Annotated in this window: 19 protein-coding genes; 10 read left to right on the plus strand and 9 right to left on the minus strand. The window is 65.3% G+C overall.

All coding sequences use genetic code 11. The annotated features are described in order from the left end of the window. The first annotated feature begins 130 nt into the window (after positions 1-130). The 5 genes from N4264_RS20420 (at position 131) to efpL (ending at position 5,647) form a co-directional block, all read left to right on the plus strand. A complete protein-coding gene (locus tag N4264_RS20420; RefSeq protein WP_261694068.1) occupies positions 131-2,740 on the plus strand; it encodes an EAL domain-containing protein in 2,610 nt (869 codons plus the stop codon). Between the two features lie 84 nt (positions 2,741-2,824). After that, positions 2,825-3,634, plus strand: a complete 810-nt coding sequence (locus N4264_RS20425; protein WP_261694069.1) for a cyanophycinase — start codon at positions 2,825-2,827, stop codon at positions 3,632-3,634. 68 nt (positions 3,635-3,702) lie between these two features. Then, on the plus strand, positions 3,703-4,194 hold the full coding sequence (locus N4264_RS20430) for a GNAT family N-acetyltransferase (RefSeq protein WP_261694070.1): 492 nt from the start codon (positions 3,703-3,705) through the stop codon (positions 4,192-4,194). A gap of 94 nt (positions 4,195-4,288) precedes the next feature. Continuing rightward, positions 4,289-5,056, plus strand: a complete 768-nt coding sequence (locus N4264_RS20435) for an SDR family NAD(P)-dependent oxidoreductase (protein ID WP_261694071.1) — start codon at positions 4,289-4,291, stop codon at positions 5,054-5,056. Positions 5,057-5,083: 27 nt separating this feature from the next. Next, positions 5,084-5,647: an elongation factor P-like protein EfpL gene (gene efpL / locus N4264_RS20440; protein ID WP_261694072.1), complete on the plus strand. Its 564-nt coding sequence runs from the start codon at positions 5,084-5,086 to the stop codon at positions 5,645-5,647. A 75-nt stretch (positions 5,648-5,722) separates the two neighbouring features. Here efpL and N4264_RS20445 read toward each other — a convergent pair whose 3' ends face one another. Beyond that, the gene (locus tag N4264_RS20445) at positions 5,723-6,184 is read right to left on the minus strand and encodes an NUDIX hydrolase (protein WP_261697671.1); all 462 of its coding nucleotides are present in this window, start codon (positions 6,182-6,184) and stop codon (positions 5,723-5,725) included. A gap of 279 nt (positions 6,185-6,463) precedes the next feature. Between N4264_RS20445 and N4264_RS20450 the strand changes: the two genes are divergently transcribed. Further along, positions 6,464-7,978 (plus strand): amino acid permease, encoded by a 1,515-nt coding sequence (locus tag N4264_RS20450; protein ID WP_261697672.1) that lies wholly within the window; start codon positions 6,464-6,466, stop codon positions 7,976-7,978. Between the two features lie 684 nt (positions 7,979-8,662). Here the strand turns inward: N4264_RS20450 and N4264_RS20455 are convergent. Next, positions 8,663-8,983, minus strand: coding sequence for a high-potential iron-sulfur protein (locus N4264_RS20455; protein WP_261694073.1), 321 nt, complete (start codon positions 8,981-8,983; stop codon positions 8,663-8,665). A gap of 237 nt (positions 8,984-9,220) precedes the next feature. On the opposite strand from N4264_RS20455, the gene N4264_RS20460 reads away from it, so the two are divergent. From N4264_RS20460 to N4264_RS20475, 4 genes are read left to right on the plus strand one after another with little or no spacing between them, the layout of a single operon-like run. Continuing rightward, positions 9,221-9,862 carry a methylthioribulose 1-phosphate dehydratase gene (locus N4264_RS20460; protein ID WP_261694074.1) on the plus strand — a complete coding sequence of 214 codons (642 nt, stop codon included), beginning with the start codon at positions 9,221-9,223 and terminating at the stop codon, positions 9,860-9,862. Continuing rightward, positions 9,859-10,404: a 1,2-dihydroxy-3-keto-5-methylthiopentene dioxygenase gene (locus tag N4264_RS20465; protein ID WP_261694075.1), complete on the plus strand. Its 546-nt coding sequence runs from the start codon at positions 9,859-9,861 to the stop codon at positions 10,402-10,404. The genes N4264_RS20460 and N4264_RS20465 overlap by 4 nt, the downstream gene beginning before the upstream one ends. Next, positions 10,401-11,081 (plus strand): acireductone synthase, encoded by a 681-nt coding sequence (gene mtnC / locus N4264_RS20470; RefSeq protein WP_261694076.1) that lies wholly within the window; start codon positions 10,401-10,403, stop codon positions 11,079-11,081. The genes N4264_RS20465 and mtnC overlap by 4 nt, the downstream gene beginning before the upstream one ends. Positions 11,082-11,121: 40 nt before the next feature. Then, positions 11,122-12,201, plus strand: a complete 1,080-nt coding sequence (locus N4264_RS20475; protein WP_261694077.1) for a C13 family peptidase — start codon at positions 11,122-11,124, stop codon at positions 12,199-12,201. Here N4264_RS20475 and N4264_RS20480 read toward each other — a convergent pair. From N4264_RS20480 to hisB, 7 genes are all read right to left on the minus strand, one after another. Further along, positions 12,174-12,839 (minus strand): Dph6-related ATP pyrophosphatase, encoded by a 666-nt coding sequence (locus tag N4264_RS20480; RefSeq protein WP_261694078.1) that lies wholly within the window; start codon positions 12,837-12,839, stop codon positions 12,174-12,176. The genes N4264_RS20475 and N4264_RS20480 overlap by 28 nt on opposite strands. A 97-nt stretch (positions 12,840-12,936) precedes the next feature. After that, positions 12,937-14,553, minus strand: coding sequence for a diguanylate cyclase (locus tag N4264_RS20485; RefSeq protein WP_261694079.1), 1,617 nt, complete (start codon positions 14,551-14,553; stop codon positions 12,937-12,939). Positions 14,554-14,618: 65 nt separating this feature from the next. Continuing rightward, positions 14,619-15,251 (minus strand): bifunctional phosphoribosyl-AMP cyclohydrolase/phosphoribosyl-ATP diphosphatase HisIE, encoded by a 633-nt coding sequence (hisIE, locus tag N4264_RS20490; protein ID WP_261694080.1) that lies wholly within the window; start codon positions 15,249-15,251, stop codon positions 14,619-14,621. After that, the gene (gene hisF / locus N4264_RS20495; RefSeq protein WP_261694081.1) at positions 15,248-16,018 is read right to left on the minus strand and encodes an imidazole glycerol phosphate synthase subunit HisF; all 771 of its coding nucleotides are present in this window, start codon (positions 16,016-16,018) and stop codon (positions 15,248-15,250) included. Before hisF ends, hisIE begins: the two co-directional genes overlap by 4 nt. Then, positions 16,012-16,740: a 1-(5-phosphoribosyl)-5-[(5-phosphoribosylamino)methylideneamino]imidazole-4-carboxamide isomerase gene (locus N4264_RS20500; RefSeq protein WP_261694082.1), complete on the minus strand. Its 729-nt coding sequence runs from the start codon at positions 16,738-16,740 to the stop codon at positions 16,012-16,014. The genes hisF and N4264_RS20500 overlap by 7 nt, the downstream gene beginning before the upstream one ends. Next, a complete protein-coding gene (gene hisH / locus N4264_RS20505) occupies positions 16,737-17,333 on the minus strand; it encodes an imidazole glycerol phosphate synthase subunit HisH (RefSeq protein ID WP_261694083.1) in 597 nt (198 codons plus the stop codon). The genes N4264_RS20500 and hisH overlap by 4 nt, the downstream gene beginning before the upstream one ends. Next, complete coding sequence (gene hisB / locus N4264_RS20510) at positions 17,330-18,433, minus strand: bifunctional histidinol-phosphatase/imidazoleglycerol-phosphate dehydratase HisB (RefSeq protein ID WP_261694084.1); 1,104 nt, start codon at positions 18,431-18,433, stop codon at positions 17,330-17,332. The genes hisH and hisB overlap by 4 nt, the downstream gene beginning before the upstream one ends. Between the last annotated feature and the right edge of the window lie 9 nt (positions 18,434-18,442).

Genomic DNA, 18,442 nt, shown 5'->3' on the forward strand with positions numbered 1-18,442 from the left:
GGCACCGCCGGCCGGTCAAAAACGGTGCCATGCCGCCTGGCGCCCGACGCCAGCGCGGAATGCCAGTGCTATGCTGGTTCCGCACACGTTCCAAGGGGCCTTGGGGGCGCGGATGCGGTTGGAGTCGTTCTTGAATCACGGCGATCAGCCACGTACGTCAGATTCGGCTGCGGATACCGCCGCGGCCGATGCACTGGTGGCTGCGCTGGACGAGATCATCGCCCGCGGCGGCGCCGACGGCCCCCTGCTGCAGACGCTCGCGCTGGCGCGTTCCACCTTGCAAGAACTGGAACACTCCACCGACAGCGTGGCCGCGCGGTATCGCAGCCTGATCAACGCCGTGCCGGATGCGGTGACGCTGCACGACGAGGAAGGCCGCATCATCGACGCCAACGAGGCCGCCTGCCGTATCTACGGTCATTCGCTGGAACAGTTGCGCCAGATGACGGTGTACGACCTGAATCCGGACCTGCCGTCCGGTCGCATGCGCGAGGTGCTCAGCAACTTCCTGCCGGGCCACACGGTCACCGTCGAAACCACCAACCAGCGTGCCGACGGCACGCGTTTTCCGGTCGAAGTGCATTCGAACGTCTATATCGACGGCGAGGCCCGCCGGATCGTGGCAGTGGCACGCGACATCACGCACCGGCGCGAGGCCGACAAGGAATTGCGCGCCTCCGAGGCGCGTTACCGGGCCCTGCTGCAGGCCGTGGACAAAGGGGTGATGGTGCAGGACGCGCACGGCACCATCCTGTCGGTCAATCCGGCCGGCTGCCGGCTGCTCGGGCTGACCGAGACCGAGCTGACGCGGAGCGAGCCGCAGATGCTGCGGGACTGGCGCTTCGAGGATGAACGCGGCCAGCCCTTGCCGTTTCCCGAATTGCCGGCGATGCGCGCACTGCGCCTGGGCACTGCCATCGAGAGCACCCTGGTCGGCGTATGGCTGCCGCACCTGCGCCTGTATCGCTGGTTCAACATCAGTACCGTGCCACAGTTCCTGCCCGGCTGCGAAGAACCGTTCCAGGTGATCTCCACCTACAGCGACGTCACCGCGCTCAAGCGCGCCAGCGAGCTCTTCGACAAGACCCAGGCCCTGGCCAGTATCGGCGGCTGGGAGTACGACCCGGGCGAAGAACAGCTGTTCTGGACCGAGGAGATGTACCGCATCCACGACCTGCCCAATGGCAGCACGGTCAGCGTGACGCGGGCTTTGAGCTTCTTCAGTGACGATGACCGCACACGCATGCAGCAGGCCATGGCGGCCGCGAAATCCGGCCAGCCATTCGACCTGGAACTACCGATGACCAGCGCCATCGGCCGGCGTCGCTGGGTGCGCATCCAGGGGGCGCCGCTGTTCCGTCACGGCCAGATCCACGGCGTGGGCGGAACCCTGCAGGACATCACCGACCGCAAGCTCAATGAAGAAGAGCTCAAACGCCAGGCACGCACCGATGTCCTCACGGGATTGGCCAACCGCGGATGCCTGATCGGCGAGATCGAGAAGGCCATCGCCGCGGCGCGCCCTTATCGCGGGCCGTCCGTGCTGTATGTGGACCTGGACCGGTTCAAGGTCGTCAACGACATGCTCGGCCATGCTGCCGGCGACGTGCTGCTGACGGCCGCGGCCGAACGCCTGCGCTCGATCGCCGCCGACCAGGCCTTTGCGGCACGTTTTGCCGGTGACGCCTTCGTACTGCTGCTGCCCAGCCTGGACGATACCGGCGTCGCGCAACGCCTGGCCGAACGGGTCACGACCGCGTTCACCGAACCGTTCCGGCACGCGGACGAGGAGCTGGTGGTGACCGTGTCCGTGGGAATCGCGCGCTATCCGGAAGATGGCACCACGGCGCAGCAGCTGATCAATCATGCCGACGCCGCGGTGCACGAAGCCAAGCGCCGCGGACGCAACACCTGGCAGATGTTCAACCCCGTCCTGGCGCGCAACCTGTCCGACCGGCTGCTGATCGAATCACAGCTGCGCCGCGCGCTGGAGAACGGCGAGTTCCACCTGGAATATCAACCCACGATCGAGCTGGCGACCAACCGTATCGTTGCGGCCGAAGCCCTGCTGCGATGGAACAATCGCCATCTCGGGCGGATCGGACCCGCCGCGTTCATTCCCCACGCGGAGAATTCCGGCGACATCGTACCCATCGGCGCCTGGGTGATCCGCGAGGCCTGCCGGCAACTGCGCGCCTGGCGCAATGCCGGCCTGCCGGTGCTGCGCATCGCAACCAATGTGTCCTACCGCCAGTTTCTCAACGAAAGTCTCGCTGAAACCGTCCGCGCAGCACTCAATGAATTCGATATCGCCGGCGCCAGCCTTGAGCTGGAGATGACCGAACGCGTGCTGATCGACGACATCCCCGACACCCAGGACACCCTCGCCGCCCTGCGCGGCTTCGGCGTGTGCCTGACCATCGACGATTTCGGCGAAGGCTATTCGGCCCTCAACTACCTGCGTCGACTGCCGATCGACGGCATCAAGATCAGCCATACCTTCATGCAGGGCATTCCGACCCACCGCGCCGATTCGGCGATCTGCGATGCCATCATCCGCATCGCCCAGGGACTGGGGCTGTCAGTGACTGCCGAGGGCGTCGAAAACGAAGACCAGCAGCGCTTTCTGGTGGATCGGGGCACCCCGCTGGCACAGGGTCACCTGTTCAGTCAGCCGCTGCCGGCGGCGGCATTCGCCGAATTCTTCACCCAATGGAATACGCGCCGGCCCGAGCGCTGACTGCACCGCGCATCGGCTGCACCGGCAGCCCCAGCCAGCGGCGCAGCTGCTACCATCCCGGCGGACCTTCGAGAGGATCTGCGCGTGCCGGCCCGACTTGCTCCTGATCAATCCCGCGGTTTCCTGGTCGCCATCGGCATCTGGGCAGGACTGGACAAAGAACAGCGCGTGGCGCGACGTCTGCTGGCGATCTGCTCGCAGCGCGCCCAGGTGACCCTGGTGCTGGCGGGAGAACTGGATTCGCACGGCCTGGACGAACTGGAAAGCAACCTGCTGGCGTTGGGTGCCGGTGGAGTACGCCGCTTGCACCTGACCTCCCGCGCTGATGCCGAACGCCCGGAAACGGTCACCGCGATCGAAAGTTCTGACCTGATCGTGCTGGCCACCATCCATCCGCTCAAGCTCACCACCCTCATCGGCGGCACCACGCTGGCCAAACTGCTCCGGCGCCGCAACGCCGACGGCATTGCCATCGCCGGCATGGGACCCGGCGCCGCCGCCATCACCGAACACATGCTCGCCGGTGGCGATCCCGGCATCACCCCACGCATCGGTGGCGTCACACTGGCGCCGGGACTGGGCCTGACCAACCGCGTGGTCATCGACCAGGGCGGCGCCGCCAGCGACCGCATCGGCCGCCTGCTCGGCGCCCTGGCGCTCAATCCCTTCGCGCTGGGCCTGGGCCTGGACGCCGACACCGCGGCCGTGATCGGGCCGGACAACGTGATGGAAGTGGTCGGTCACGGCGGGGTCACGCTGGTGGATCCACGGGATGTCGGGCCGTCCAATATCACCGAGGCCGGCCCCCAGGCGCCGATCTCGATCACCAACCTGCGCCTGCACGTGCTGGTCCATGGCACGCGCTACGACCTGGATTTCCGCCGTCCGTTGTAACGCCCGGCGGCTGGCTCCTTCCCAACCCCGACCGATGCCCGCACGCCGGGCTCCGCGACACTGCCCGCATGAACGAACCCGCTTTCCACATTCGCCCCATCGAACTGCGCGACAATCCGGCGATGGCGCGCATCATCCGCCAGGTCATGCCTGAGTTCGGCGCGGATGGCCCCGGCTTCGCGATCAACGATGCGGAGGTTGACACCATGGCCCAGGCCTACGCGATTCCCGGTGCGGCCTATTTCGTCGTCGAACGCGACGGCGAGGTGCTCGGCGGTGGCGGCGTCGCGGCACTGATCGGCGGCGATGCGGACGTTTGTGAACTACGCAAAATGTATTTTCTTCCCGCACTGCGCGGCCTGGGCGCCGGCAAGGCGCTGATCAACCAGTGCCTCGACGCTGCGCGGACGCTGGGGTACCGGCGCTGCTATCTGGAAACCCTCACCGGCATGGACGCGGCGCAGTCGCTATACCGCGCCATGGGGTTCGCGCAGATCTGCGCGCCGATGGGCGGCACCGGCCATTTCAGCTGCGACCGGTTCTTCCTGCGCGACCTGTAGCGGCAGGAAGACCCCTACGGCATCGCAGCCCGCCGACCGGCTACAATGGCGGTTTTCGCAGCCCGCCCGGGCTGCGCCGTCTCGGGAGGACTCCATGGAACTCAATCAGATCAAGGCCGTCGTCACTGGCGGCGTGTCGGGCCTGGGCCTGGCGGTAGCGCGCTACCTGGTCGCCAACGGGGCCAAGGTGGCCCTGCTCGACGTCAACGATGAGAAGGGCGCCGCCGCGGTGGCGGAGCTGGGCGACGCCGCCCGCTATTTCCGCACCGATGTCACCAGCGAAGCGGACGTGACCGCCAATCTCAAGGCCGCGCAGGCCGGCCTGGGCGGCCTCAACGCGGCGATCAGCTGCGCGGGCATCCTGGGCGCTGGACGCGTGCTGGGCAAGGAAGGCCCGATGGCGCTCGATACCTTCTCGCGCACCGTGATGGTGAATCTGGTCGGGTCGTTCAACGTCGCCAAGAGTGCGGCGGATCTCATGCAGCACAACGCCCCGGGCGAAGACGGCGAACGTGGCGTCATCGTCAATACCGCCTCGATCGCCGCCTTCGAAGGCCAGGTCGGTCAGGCCGCGTATTCGGCCTCCAAGGGCGGCGTCGTCGCCATGACCCTGCCCATGGCGCGCGAGTTCGCCCGCATCGGCGTCCGCGTCATGACCGTGGCGCCGGGCGTCTTCCACACGCCGATGGTCGACGGCATGCCGGAAAACGTATACCAGTCGCTTTGCGCACAGGTGCCCTACCCGTCACGCCTGGGCAAACCGGAGGAGTTCGCCGCGACGGTAGGCTTCATCCTGCAGAACCGCTACCTCAACGGCGAGACAATTCGCGTCGACGGCGCCGTGCGCCTGCAGCCGCGCTGATTACCACCCCTCAACTCTTCGCATCCCATGAAAGCATCCGAAGTCAAACGCGGCAACGTCGTCGAGCACGAAGGCAAGGTCTACCAGATCCGCGATATCGACCGCAGTTCACCGCAGGGTCGTGGCGGCAACGTGACCTTCCGCTTCACCATGTACAGCGTGCCCGGCGGCCAGAAACTCGATCTGTCACTGCGCGCGGAAGACGACCTGAAGGAAGTCGACCTGTCGCGCCGCCAGGCCACCTACTCCTACCGCGAAGGCGATACCTTCGTCTTCATGGACGTGGAGGACTACACCCAGTACATGCTCGATGCCGCCACGATCGGCGATGCCGCGGGCTTCATCGTTGATGGCATGGAAACCTGCTACGTGCAGCTGATCGACGACCAGCCGGTTGCCGTGCAGCTGCCGGCAACGGTGACGTTGACGGTGGTCGACACCGCCCCGGAAATGAAGGGAGCGACGGCCACCAAGCGGCCGAAGCCGGCAAAGCTGGAAACCGGCATCGAGATCCAGGTGCCCGAATACGTCACCAACGGTTCGCGCATCCTGGTGAGCACGGTAACCGGCGAATACAGCGGTCGCGAGTAAGCGATCGTCCGCATGCTGCGAAGTTTGCGAAACGGCCGCCGCGTGCGGCCGTTTCGCTGCACACCGAACAAACGTTCAATTGGCGGAATGGCGGCCCAGCCACTTGGTGGCCATCCGGCGCAATGAAGTGTCCGCCTGCGTGTCATCCGCGATGGCACGAATGTCGCGCCAGGCAAGGTCCAGCGATTCCTCGCTCACGGCGAACGATTCGGACCCGCTGCACCGCACCACGTACCGCATGTCGTAGTGCCAATGGCCAGGTGTGTCGCCGCGATCGGGAATCCAGTGGCGGTCCAGGTCAAACAGCTCCGGATCGGCGGAAAGGTGCTGCAGGCCGGATTCTTCCTCCGCCTCGCGCAGGGCGACATTCGCGAGGTCGACATCCCCGTCGGCGTGACCGCCCAGCTGCAGCCAGCGGCCGAGCTTGCGGTGGTGCGTCAGAAGTACGCGTTCACCGTCGGCGCTGACCAGCCACGCGGAACCGGTCAGATGGCCCGTTTCCAGCTCGCGCCGCGCCGCGTCGGGGCATTCGCGCATGAACCGGGCGAATATTTCGGCCGATTGCGCCTCGTCGGGGTAGCGTTGCGCATAGACACGCACGGCATCGAGCCATTGTTCCTGCCATGGCGCCAGTTGGCGATTCTCATCGATCCTTGTTTCCATACTCATCGCCGCTTGCTGGCCTACGGAGGGTCGCGTATTTTAGCGCGGCTTTACCGCGGCCGTTTCAGCCGCGAACACACGACCAGGCCTCGCATCGTGGCAACCGCTTCAGAACGGCGCCAGGTTTCAGTGCTCACTCCGGGAGGGGAAAGAATGATTTTCTGGCGCGTAAAACCGCTCGACCAGATTCTGGAAAATGCGGAAAAGAAGAGCCTCAAGCGGCAGCTGGGCCCTGTACAGCTCACGCTGCTGGGCATCGGCGCGATCATCGGTACCGGCATCTTCGTGCTGACGGCCGAGGCGGCGCAGAAAGCAGGTCCCGGCATGATGGTCGCGTTTGTGATCGCCGCCATCGTCTGCGCGCTCGCGGCACTGGCATACGCGGAACTGGCGTCGATGGTGCCCGTGTCCGGTTCCGCATATACCTATACCTACGCCGTGCTGGGTGAAGCACTAGCCTGGATCGTAGGCTGGGCACTCATCCTTGAATATGCCGTCGCCGCGGGCGCCGTCGCCGTTGGCTGGTCCGGCTACGTCAACGGGCTATTGATCAGTGCCGACATGGCGCTGCCGGAATTCCTCCGCACCGGTCCGTTCGACGGCGGTGGGTTCAATCTTCTGGCGTTCGTCGTCTCCCTGGTCATCACCGGCCTGCTGGTCGTGGGTACGTCCAAGAGTGCGTGGGTCAATGCTGTCCTGGTCACGATCAAGATCGTCGCACTTTGCGCATTCGTCTACGTCGCCGTTCCTGCAGCCCAGTCGCCGAATTTCGAGCCATTCCTGCCAACCGGCTGGGGCAGTCCCATGGGTGGTGTAGGCGTGCTGGGCGCCGCAGCGTCGATCTTCTTCGCCTATGTCGGATTCGATGCGGTTTCCACTGCGGCTGAAGAAACCAAGAATCCGAACCGCAACATCCCGATTGGACTGATCGGTTCGCTCGGCGTCTGCACCATCTTCTATCTGCTGGTCGGCTACGGCGCAGTGGGAGCGGATGGTGCGCAGCCCGTGTTCGATTCGGCTGGCAAGCTGCTGGAGCCAGGCTCCGATGCTCTGAGCAAGGCTTGCGAAGGTTCCAACGCACTGGTTTGCAGCAAGGAGCCGCTGGCCCACGTGCTGCGCATGCTCGGCTTCGAGAAGCTCGGCAACCTGATCGGCATGGCCGCCAGCCTTGCCCTGCCATCGGTCATCCTGATGATGATCTACGGCCAGACCCGCATCTTCTTCGTCATGTCGCGCGACGGCCTGCTGCCGGCGAGTTTCTCTAAGGTGCATCCGAAGTTCCACACGCCGCACATCATCACGATCGTCACCGGTATCGCCGTCTCGCTGTTTGCGGCGATGTTCCCGGTCGGCATCCTGGCCGACGTGTCAAACTCCGGCACCCTGTTCGCATTCGTCATGGTCGCGGTGGGCGTGCTAATCCTTCGCAAGACGCAGCCGGATCGTCCGCGTCCGTTCCGCACGCCGATGGCGTGGGTGATCTGCCCACTAGCCATCCTTGGCTGCATCCTGCTGTTCGTGAACCTGTCGATGAAGACGCTCATCGTATTCGCGGTGTGGGCGGTAATCGGCTTGGTGTTCTACTACGTCTATGGCAAGCACCACAGTCACTTGGCCCGTTCGGATCAGTCCGGCGGTGCGGTGGCCCAGCCCGCCAGCACCCGCTGATCTCTGCAAATAGCTGTTGATTCAACTACTTGGCCCCGCCTGAGCAAGTCCTTTGCTCAGCGGGGCCAAGCTTTTTTGAAACCGCCTTCCCACTCAACGACTTAGAAGCCGCCCTCGCACTGGACTGGCAGAATGCCGTGAGATGTCCACTCTTTCACGATGGGCCATCATGCGTCTCTAAGCACCTGAATCCGTTTGTATTACACGCCCGGCCCCACAAGTAATCCACGGCTTATCAACAGCCCCTTGTTAGCCCGCCGGAATCCGGTCGGTTATGATCAAGGTCCGCGGGAATTTTCACTTGGCAGTGGGCCCCTCGGAATGCGGCTCGGGTGCGTCCAGACGGGTTAGCTCCTCGGTCTGGGCGCATCCGGGCGGCGATCTCTTGCCCTTCCGCGTATCCCCTCGTGATTGCTACCGCCCTCGATGGCGGTTTTTTCATGTCCGCGGACAGCGTCCGGTTGCCGCCGGGGAGTGCGCGCTCCTCCGCTCAACGCATTGAAAACACAGGACTTCTGCGGATTACCCAGGGCAGAACGCGGAGCCGGACACGCCGTTGACGCCGCCCGGTTGCGTGAACGTCTATCCAGGGATCCTGGCGCGGGCGGCTAGGCAGGCCGTGGCCGGCCTGCCTCCATCGGGAATTCAGGAAGGGCACCGCTGACCGGTGCCGGGAAGCACCTGCTAGGGCTTGGCGGCGTAGGCCGAGCACCACCCCTTCGCGTTGACGGACTTGCCAGGGAACAGCGTGCACGGCGCCCGTGCGGCGGTGCCCTGGTAGAAGTTGCAGTTGAGGCAGACCTGGTTGGCCTTGTGCTGCGGAAATTTGGCGGCATCCACTTTCGTGGCATCGTCCTTGTAGCCCAGCGCCGACGCGGTCGGATCGCTTTCGCTCAATGGCGGCAACTCGTCGGCCGCCGCCTGGCCGGCAATCGCGGCCGCGGCGACGCCGACGGCGAGCTGGAGAAACTGGCGCCGCGCTGTGGAAGAGCATGGCTGAGACATCGGTTCACCTCCGTCTTGGCTGTTGAATGGCATGTTGGTGATCGCCCTGGGGCATGCGATCACGGCCGGGCGATCGTACTCCAGGACAGTCGCGAGCCCGCGTCCGGAAGCGGGTCCCGCCGCGCGACGCATTGCCGCACGGCACGCTGCGCCGCCACTCGTCCCGCCTCGCTGACGACGACCTTAGTGCCGTGGACGATGGGTTATAGTTGCGCCCCGTTTTCCCTCACCACGTTGATGCCAGAACCGATGATTCCGGACCAGGAACGCCTGGCGGCCTGTGCGCGCGACATCGCCGACGCCGGCCGCGACCTGGGTGCGCGCGGCTGGACGCCCGCCACCAGCAGCAATTTCTCCATGCGCTACGACGCCGACCACGTGGCCGTGACGATTTCCGGCCGCGACAAGGGGCGCCTGGGCCTGGACGACATCATGCTGGTCGACCTGAAGGGCGCGGCCGTCGCCACCCAGGCCAGGCCATCGGCGGAAACCCTGCTGCATGTGCAGATGTACCGGCGCGACCCGACCATCGGCGCGGTCCTGCACACGCATTCGCTGAACCAGACCGTGGCATCGCGGCTGTACGCCGGCACGGGGCTTATCCGGTTTTCCGGCTTCGAGCTGCAGAAAGCAATCACCGGCTATACCACGCACGAAAGCGAGCTGGACCTTCCCGTCTTTCCCAACACGCAGGACATGCCCGAGCTGGTCGAACGCGTCGACGCGTGGCTCGACAGCGGCAAGCCGCTGCACGGGTACTTGATAGATGGCCATGGCATCTACACCTGGGGCCGAACCATGGCGGAAGCGAAACGGCACCTGGAAGCCTTCGAATTCCTGCTGGCCGCCGACCTGGAACTACGGAGACTGAGCCGATGAGCCAACTGCGCGTCTTTCACGAAAACGCCCCGAATACCATTCTCGTCCAGACCAGCGACCCGGCGGAAATCAGCCGGCGCCTGGGCGAAGTCGGTGTGCGTTTCGAGCAGTGGCAGGCCGGTGCGCCAATCAAGCCCGGCGACGCCCCTGAAACTGTCATCGCCGCCTATCGTGGCGATATCGACCGCCTGATGCGCGACGAAGGTTACCAGGCCGTCGACGTGATCAGCCTCAACGCCGATCACCCGGACAAAGCCACGCTGCGCCAGAAGTTCCTCAACGAGCACACGCATTCGGAGGACGAAGTCCGCTTTTTCGTCGCCGGCCGCGGACTGTTCACCTTGCATATTTCAGAACACGTATACGAAGTGCTGTGCGAGGGCGGCGATCTGATCGGCGTTCCCGACAACACCCGGCACTGGTTCGACATGAGTGAACAACCCTCCTTCGTTGCCATCCGCCTTTTCACCAACCCGGCAGGCTGGGTCGCCAACTTCACCGGCGACGACATCGCCAGCCGTTTTCCACGGCTGACCCCATGATTCGCGCAATCGTCACGGATATCGAAGGCACCACCAGCTCGATCAGCTTCGTCAAGGACGTGCTGTTTCCCTACGCCGCCGAGCACCTGCCGGCGTTCGTGGCAAGTCATGGCGACAAACCCGACGTGAAAACCTGGCTTGACGCCACCGCTCGCGACGCCGGGCTGGATCCGGCTGACCGCGGCGCGATCGTTGCGACGCTGCTCGCCTGGATCAGGGAAGACCGCAAGGCAACGCCGCTCAAGGCACTGCAGGGAATGATCTGGGCCGACGGTTACGAAAGCGGCGCCTACCGCGCCCATATGTACCCCGAAGTGGCGAAGCAGCTGCGCGACTGGAAGGCGAGCGGCCTGCCGCTGTACGTCTATTCCTCCGGATCCGTAGCCGCGCAGAAACTGTTTTTCCGCTACAGCGAAGCCGGCGACCTCACGCCGCTGTTCGACGGCTACTTCGACACGGAGATCGGCGGCAAGCGCGAGGCTGGTTCCTATGCCCGCATCGCCGAGGCGATCGGCGTCGAGGCAAAGGCCATACTGTTCCTCTCCGACATTGCCGAGGAACTGGACGCTGCCCGCGCCGCTGGCCTGCAGACAACCTGGCTGTGCCGGCCGCCGCTGGAATGCCCGCCGAATCCGGCGCACGCCTGTGTCGATCGCTTCGACGCGATCATGGTATAGAGAACCACTGATTTCTTATCCATCGGTCGGCCCCGGCAGAATGTCATCGCGCGATCTGGTCCGCCTCCTGCTGACACTATTGATGGGTGTCCTGGTCGGGCTTGCTATCGGTAACCGTACCGGGGACCGCGCCACCCCGGCAGTGCGAACGCCAGCGCCACTGCCGGTTCCACCCCCGGCACCAGAGCTCGCGGGGCCACCGGCGCTGGAGAACCCACTCAGCTGGCTGCGCCAGCACATCTTCTCCGGCGATGAAGCCCCCCACTACGGCCCGGACTACAGCGCCGAGGCCGTCATGTACAACCAGCACAATCTGATGCACGAGGCGCTCGCCGCCCTGGCGCCGCAGGTACCGGGCAAGACCGATCTCTACCTCATTGCTTTCGGCGGTGACGGCAGCGAGAACGTATTCCGCAACGAAGTGGAATATGTGGACAAACTATTCACCCGGCGATTTGCGGCGAAGGGCCGCGTGCTGGCGCTGCAGAACAGCCGGAGCACGCTCGACTCCCGCCCGCTCGCGACCTATTCCAATCTCCAGATCGCCCTGGATGGACTGTCCACCGTCATGGATCCTGACGAGGACATCCTCGCCGTATTCATGACTTCCCACGGCAGCGAGGACCATGTCCTCTACGTGGGCATGGATGACCTCCCACTCGACCAGATCGGTGACACGGACCTGGCCCACCTGCTGGGCGAATACCCGTTCCGATGGAAAGTCGTGATCGTGTCCGCCTGCTATTCCGGTGGATTCGTCTCACCGCTCAAGAACGCCACCACGATGGTGATCACCGCATCGCGGGCGGACCGTCCGTCGTTCGGTTGTGGAACCGGTTCCGATATCACCTATTTCGGCAGAGCCTTCTTCGTGGAAGGCCTGAATCAGGCCGACACGTTCCGCGGCGCCTTCCAGATTGCCCAGCGCCTGGTGGCCGACTGGGAGAAAGCGGACGGTGAGGAACCGTCGGAACCGCAAATGGCCAGTACACCGCTGATCGAGGCCAAGCTCAAGGAATGGCGCGCAGGCTTTGTCACCGGCGAAACCGTGCCGTTTGCGCCGGCAGATGCCGGATCATCCAAGCCTGCCGCTCAGGCGAGCGCGATTTCCGCAAAGTAGTAGCCGTCGCGCCGGACGCTTCCGTCCATGCGCACAGGGAGCGGTTGCCGCAGGCACGGCCCGTCCGTCACGAAGGTGTGGTATTCGCCATTCTCGCCGCACAGATCGATTTGCGCGTCGCGGAAGCGCGCCAGCACATCGGCATCGATCTCCCGCCCCAGGAGTGCGGGATCGAGTTTTCCTTCCTGCACCGCAACGATCCGCGTGCGGAAGCCTGCGTCCAGGAATTCCGCCATCAGGGTTTCGCGCGGTTCCTCCCACAGCGGGTGCAGGCACTCGATTCCCACCGCGTCGCACACTTTCCGGCACCACACGCGGTGCGCTTCCAGATCAATATCGCCGAACACCGCGGCGGTGACGCCTTGCTGGTCGCGCAGGTCGCGCAATGCCGCGAGAAAATTCTGTTCGTACGCCTTGATGTCTGTCGCAATATGGATGCGGGGAATGCCGAGCGAAGCCGTCTGCGCGTCCAGCACCTCGGGCCGCAGGCCATGGGAACGGCTGCGGCTGCCGTCGTCCACGAACGTGGTGATCAACGCCACCGGAGGGCCGTGTTCTCGCCAGACACGCCAGAGCGCCAGCGCGGAATCCTTGCCGCCGCTCCAGGAGACGACGTATTTCTTCGTGACATCTTTCATGGAGGAGTCGACTCATCCGGGCCAGTTTCCGAGTATCCGATGCCCGGCAGGCGGCGTCCAGTCACACAAATACACTTATCCACTAACGGCAAGGCAATCAGTCCGCGCACTCGATCCGGTTGCGCCCCATCGCCTTGGCCCGGTAGAGCGCGCGATCGGCGCGCTCGACAAATCCGCCGATGAGATCTGTCTCGCTCGGCATCAGGCTGTTGATACCAATGCTGAGTGTCAGCACGCTGCTGTGGGCGGAGTGCCCGTGCGCCACCGCCAGCTCGGCCACGGCCCGCTGCAAGTGTTCGGCCACGCGGATGGCATCGTCGATGCCGGTTTCCGGCAGCAACACCGCGAACTCCTCGCCACCGTAGCGGGCGACCAGGTCCTCGCCGCGACTGAGCCCTTCGGAAAGCGCGCCCGCCAGGCGTCGCAGGGCATCATCCCCGGCGAGGTGGCCGTTGCCGTCGTTGAACGACTTGAACTCGTCCACGTCAATCAGCAGCAGGCTCAGTGGCCGGTTGTGGCGCAGCGCGCGGTGCCACTCGGCGTGTAGCGCCTTGTCGAAACGGCGCCGGTTGGCGATGCCGGTCAGGCCATCCAGGTTGGACAGTTTCTCCAGCTGTCCATTGGCCAGCAGCAGCTGGTGATTGGCCTGCGCCAGCGCCGCGGATTTCTCCTGCACCAGGCGATTGATCTCGCGCAGGCGTTCGTTGGTGCTGGCCAGGTGGATCGCGCCGGCAACCTGTTCCGCCAGCGCGCTCAGCATCTGCCGGTTGGCATCGTTGAAGGAATCCACATTGGATGTCTCCAGGTTGAGCAGTCCAATGAACCGGCCATGGTGGCGCACCGGCAGCACGAATTCCGATACGACCGATGGATTGCCCAGCACGTAGTCGGGATCTTCCGCCACATCCGGCACGTAGATCGCCTGGCCGGTACGGAAGGCGCGCCCGATCACGCCCAGGTTGGACGGCCAGTCGCCACCACTGCGCCCCTGGAAGACAGAAGCACCCGCATGCGAATTCAGGCGCAGCCGTTCGCCCGCGTCATCGACCAGCATCATGGCACTGGTTTCCAGCGCGAAGCGGTCGCGGAAGAAGTGCACGATGCGATGCAGCGTCTCGTTCAGGCCTTCAGCCTCGCTGGCCGCGCGAGACAGTTCGCTCAGCATGCCCAGAAATTCCACCCGGCGGCGCTGCTCGTCGTTCAGCCGCGAAGCGGCAAGAATGCCCGCCACCTGTTCGGCAATTGTGATCAGAAGGTCGATGCTGTCAGCAAACGCATGGGTGCGCGCGGATTCGGCATTGAGCGCGCCCATCACCTCGCTGTTGTAGCGGATGGCCACGCACAGCTCCGAGCGCGTTCCCGGCATGGTTTCGACATAGTTCGGATGCTCGGCGACGTCAGCCACGTAAATGCGCTGCCCGGTCGCCGCCACTTCGCCCACGACGCCACTGCCCAGTTCACGGCTGTAACCAACGTGGATGACAGTGGGCAGGTCGCTCGCCATCGCCTCGCAACGGAAGCGCCCAGCCTGCGCGTCGATTGAAACGCAGGCCACGAACTCACACCCCATGTGCTGCTTGAGCAGCACCACAATCTGCTGCAGTTTCTGCCGCAACGGGCTGGTCTCTGTCGCGATGCGGGCGACACGGTGGATCAGCGCGAGTTGACGCTCGTGTCTGGCACGTGTCGAGAGCGTCGGGTCAGTCTCGGGCATGGGGTCCGGCCGCGCATTTTCCAAAGCCAGTCTAGAGCCAGACCGGCGTGCAGGAAAGGCTGCTTCTAGGGCTGGGCCGGCGCCATCGCCGGACGATGCCGCCGCGCCAGTTCCGCCACCGCGTCTGCCAGCGACAGGCCGCGTGCACGCAACAGCACGATGGTGTGGAAGAGCAGATCCGCCACTTCGCCGGTCAGGGCCGCATCATCCTGGGCGACACCGGCGAGTGCGGACTCCACCCCCTCCTCGCCCACTTTCTGCGCGATCCGCCGGATGCCTCCCTCGAACAGTTGCGTGGTGTAGCTGCCGGATGGACGCTCCTTTTCCCGCGCCTGGACCAGCGCATCGAGCTCGGCCAGAAAGGCGTAGGGGCTGCCCTGCCCTTCGCCAAAGCAACTGTCGGTGCCCCGGTGGCAGGTGGGGCCGTGCGGTCGCGCCTGGATCAGGATGGAATCGGCGTCGCAGTCCACCTCGATGGCTTCGACGGTCAACCAATGTCCCGACGACTCCCCCTTGGTCCAGAGCCGCTGCTTGCTGCGGCTGAAAAACGTGACGCGGCCGGATTCCACGGTCGCGGCATAGGCCTGGGCGTTCATCCAGCCCTGCATCAGGACGCGGCCGCTGCGCCAGTCCTGCACGACGGCCGGGAGCAGACCGTCGCCCTTGGCCCAGTCGAGGCTGTCTGGCAGCGGCGTCATGGACGCACCGCCACGCCGCGCGCGCGCAGGAACGTCTTCAGGGCCGGGATGGGGATGTCGCCCGAATGGAAAACGCTAGCCGCCAAGGCCGCGTCGACATCTGCCTGGCCGAAGGCGTCGGCGAAGTGTTGCGGCGCGCCGGCGCCGCCGGAGGCGACCAGCGGGACGGTGCAGCGCTGGCGTGCGGCCTGCAGCTGCACCACGTCATAGCCGTTGCGGACGCCGTCGCTGCCCATGCAGTTGAGCACGATCTCACCGGCGCCGCGATCAATCGCCTCGTCGATCCAGTCCAGCGTGGCGCACGGCAAGGCCCGCGTCTTCTCCGGATCGCCCGTGTACTGGCGCACCCGCCATTGGCCATCGGCATCACGCAAGCTGTCGACACCGACGACGACGCACTGCACACCGAAGGCGTCGGCCAGCTCGTTGATCAGCGCCGGTCGCTCCAGTGCCGGGGAGTTGACCGATACTTTGTCCGCGCCGGCGTGGAGGATCTCGCGCGCGTCGTCGACGCTGCGAATGCCCCCGGCGACGCAAAACGGAATGTCGATCACACGGGCGACGCGCTCGATCCAGTCGCGGTCGACGCGGCGCGACTCCGGGCTGGCGGTGATGTCGTAGAAGACGAGCTCATCGGCGCCTTCATCGCGATAACGCAGCGCGAGCTCCTCGATGTCGCCCATGACCACGTGGTCGCGAAACTTCACGCCTTTGACGACCTTGCCATCCTTGACGTCAAGACAGGGAATGATACGGCGCGTCAGCATGCGAGCGCGTCCGCCAGGGTCAGCTCGCCTTCCAGCAGGCTGCGCCCCAGCACAACACCCGCCGCGCCGGCCGCCCGTACGTCGCGAATGTCCGCCACCCCACGTACACCGCCGGAGGCCTGCACCCGCAGTTGCGGCACCAGCCGGGCCAGGTGGGTATACAAGGCAATATTGGGACCGGCCATCATGCCATCGCGGGCAATGTCCGTGCACAGCAGATGGACCGCACCTGCGGCGGCATACCGCGGCGCCAGGTCATCGAGCGTGGCCGATTCGGCCTGGGTCCAACCCGCGCTGGGAAGGCGCCAGACGTCACCCTCCTGGCGAGTGTCCAGGGCAATACAGAGTTTCTCCGGTCCGTGCCGCTCGAGCCAGCGGCACACCCGTTCCGGATCGCGAATGGCGATGCTGCCGACCACCACGCGGGAAACACCGGCGTCGAGCAGGCGTTCCACGTCGTCGTCAGTGCGCACGCCGCCGCCGGCCTGCACTGACAGCGCGCTGCCGGCCAGCTCCGAAATCAGGCGCAGGTTGGCCAGGTTGCCGTCGCGTGCACCGTCGAGGTCGACCACATGCAACCAGGACGCGCCGGCCGTTGCGTACTGGCGGGCCAGCACCAGGGGTTCGATGCGGTAGCTGGTCTGCTGTGAATAGTCGCCCTGGCGCAGTCGCACCACGTTGCCGCCGCGCAGGTCAATGGCTGGAAGAATGGTGAAGTTCACAGGCGCAGGAAGTTGTTGAGGAGTCGGGCACCCACGGCGGCCGAGCGTTCCGGATGGAACTGCATGCCGCAGTAGTTCTCTTTCTGGACAATGGCGGAAAATCCACCCGCGTACAAGCTGCTGGCAACCGTCCACGGCCCCACCGGCGCGGCATAGCTGTGGACGAAATAGGCGTGGGCGTCCGGTTCCAGCCCCTCGGTCAGCGCGCTCGCCTTCTCCGGCCGCAGGCGGTTCCAGCCCATGTGCGGGATGCGCTCGCCGTCCCCGGGGCGCATCTTCTGCACCCGGCCGGGCACCACGCCAAGGCATTCCACATCGCCTTCCGTCGAGCCTTCGAACAACAGCTGCATCCCCAGGCAGACGCCCAGCACCGGCTGGCGCAGCGTGCGCAGGGTCTCGACCAGGCCCAGCTCGCGCAGCCGTTTCATTCCCGGCGCGGCCGCGCCGACGCCAGGCAGGATGACGTGCGTGGCATCGCGGATGCGCGCGGCCTCCGTCACCAGCTGGGCGTCCACGCCCAGGCGTTCCAGGGCGTAGCGGACCGAACCGATGTTCGTGCCACCACCGTCGACGAGCACCACCCGCCGGCTCACAGCACACCCTTCGTGCTGGGCAGCGCATCGCCGTCGCGGCGCAGGGCAGTACGCAGCGCGCGCGCAACGGCCTTGAAACACGCTTCGACCATGTGGTGCGCATTCTCTCCGCGCACGGCCAGATGCAGGTTCGCGCCCAGCGTCTCGCACAGGGAACGGAAGAAGTGCGGCACCATTTCCGTCGGCAGGTCGCCGACGCGGTCGCGCGGAAACTGCCCGTCGAAGACGAAATATGGCCTGCCGGAGAGATCCAGCGCGGCGCGCGCCAGGGTTTCATCCATCGGCAGGGTCAGAACCGATGCCCTTGACGCATCACTGTCGTCGACCGCGGCGTCGCCATATCGCCCGATTCCGCGCTTGTCGCCCAGGGCCTGGCGAAGCGCCTGGCCCAGCGCCAATGCGCAGTCTTCCACGGTGTGGTGTTCGTCGATATGCGTGTCCCCGGCACAGGTCAGCTGCAGGCCAAACCCACCGTGCTTGCCCAACTGCTCAAGCATGTGGTCGAAGAATCCGTTCCCGCTGGCGACGAGCGCGTCGGCGGGCTTGTCCAGGTCGACATGGACACGGATGCGCGTTTCCCGGGTCGTTCGCTCCACCGACGCGGTGCGCGGCGCATCACACAGCACGCGCGCGATCTCGTTCCAGTCCCAGCTGCCGTCACCGAGCTTGAATCCGCGTACCCCGATATTCGCGGCAAAGGCGATATCGGTATCGCGATCACCCACCATCGCCGAGGCGCTGCGGCTCCAGGCGTCGCTGGCGAGATAGCTGCGCATGAGTCCGGTTCCGGGCTTGCGCGTGTCCTTGCCCTCGTGCGGGAAGCTGCGGTCGATCAGCGTATCCACGAAGCGAACGCCCTGCGACTCGAACACCTGAAGCATCAGCTGGTGAGGTCCCCAGAAATCGTCCTCGGGAAAGCTGTCGGTGCCCAGGCCATCCTGGTTGGTCACCATGACCAATTCGTAACCGGCCTGCACGCAGCGGCGCAACGCCGTCACCACGTCCGGCAGCAGGGCCAGCTTGTCGAAGCGGTCGATCTGCTGGTCGGCCGGCTCGACGATCAGCGTGCCGTCACGATCGACAAAGAGATACTTTTTCATTATTCGCAG

This window comes from Tahibacter amnicola (genome assembly GCF_025398735.1).
GTDB classification, from domain to species: domain Bacteria; phylum Pseudomonadota; class Gammaproteobacteria; order Xanthomonadales; family Rhodanobacteraceae; genus Tahibacter; species Tahibacter amnicola.

What these genes read in the sequence shown, in the direction of transcription:
- N4264_RS20480 (WP_261694078.1), bottom strand. Translation starts at nt 12,839, where the DNA reads ATGAAAGATGTCACGAAGAAATACGTCGTCTCCTGGAGCGGCGGCAAG.
- mtnC (WP_261694076.1), top strand. Translation starts at nt 10,401, where the DNA reads ATGATTCGCGCAATCGTCACGGATATCGAAGGCACCACCAGCTCGATC.
- hisF (WP_261694081.1), bottom strand. Translation starts at nt 16,018, where the DNA reads ATGCTGACGCGCCGTATCATTCCCTGTCTTGACGTCAAGGATGGCAAG.
- N4264_RS20450 (WP_261697672.1), top strand. Translation starts at nt 6,464, where the DNA reads ATGATTTTCTGGCGCGTAAAACCGCTCGACCAGATTCTGGAAAATGCG.
- N4264_RS20465 (WP_261694075.1), top strand. Translation starts at nt 9,859, where the DNA reads ATGAGCCAACTGCGCGTCTTTCACGAAAACGCCCCGAATACCATTCTC.
- N4264_RS20460 (WP_261694074.1), top strand. Translation starts at nt 9,221, where the DNA reads ATGCCAGAACCGATGATTCCGGACCAGGAACGCCTGGCGGCCTGTGCG.
- N4264_RS20455 (WP_261694073.1), bottom strand. Translation starts at nt 8,983, where the DNA reads ATGTCTCAGCCATGCTCTTCCACAGCGCGGCGCCAGTTTCTCCAGCTC.
- N4264_RS20485 (WP_261694079.1), bottom strand. Translation starts at nt 14,553, where the DNA reads ATGCCCGAGACTGACCCGACGCTCTCGACACGTGCCAGACACGAGCGT.
- N4264_RS20435 (WP_261694071.1), top strand. Translation starts at nt 4,289, where the DNA reads ATGGAACTCAATCAGATCAAGGCCGTCGTCACTGGCGGCGTGTCGGGC.
- hisB (WP_261694084.1), bottom strand. Translation starts at nt 18,433, where the DNA reads ATGAAAAAGTATCTCTTTGTCGATCGTGACGGCACGCTGATCGTCGAG.
- N4264_RS20445 (WP_261697671.1), bottom strand. Translation starts at nt 6,184, where the DNA reads ATGCGCGAATGCCCCGACGCGGCGCGGCGCGAGCTGGAAACGGGCCAT.
- N4264_RS20430 (WP_261694070.1), top strand. Translation starts at nt 3,703, where the DNA reads ATGAACGAACCCGCTTTCCACATTCGCCCCATCGAACTGCGCGACAAT.
- N4264_RS20475 (WP_261694077.1), top strand. Translation starts at nt 11,122, where the DNA reads ATGTCATCGCGCGATCTGGTCCGCCTCCTGCTGACACTATTGATGGGT.
- efpL (WP_261694072.1), top strand. Translation starts at nt 5,084, where the DNA reads ATGAAAGCATCCGAAGTCAAACGCGGCAACGTCGTCGAGCACGAAGGC.
- hisIE (WP_261694080.1), bottom strand. Translation starts at nt 15,251, where the DNA reads ATGACGCCGCTGCCAGACAGCCTCGACTGGGCCAAGGGCGACGGTCTG.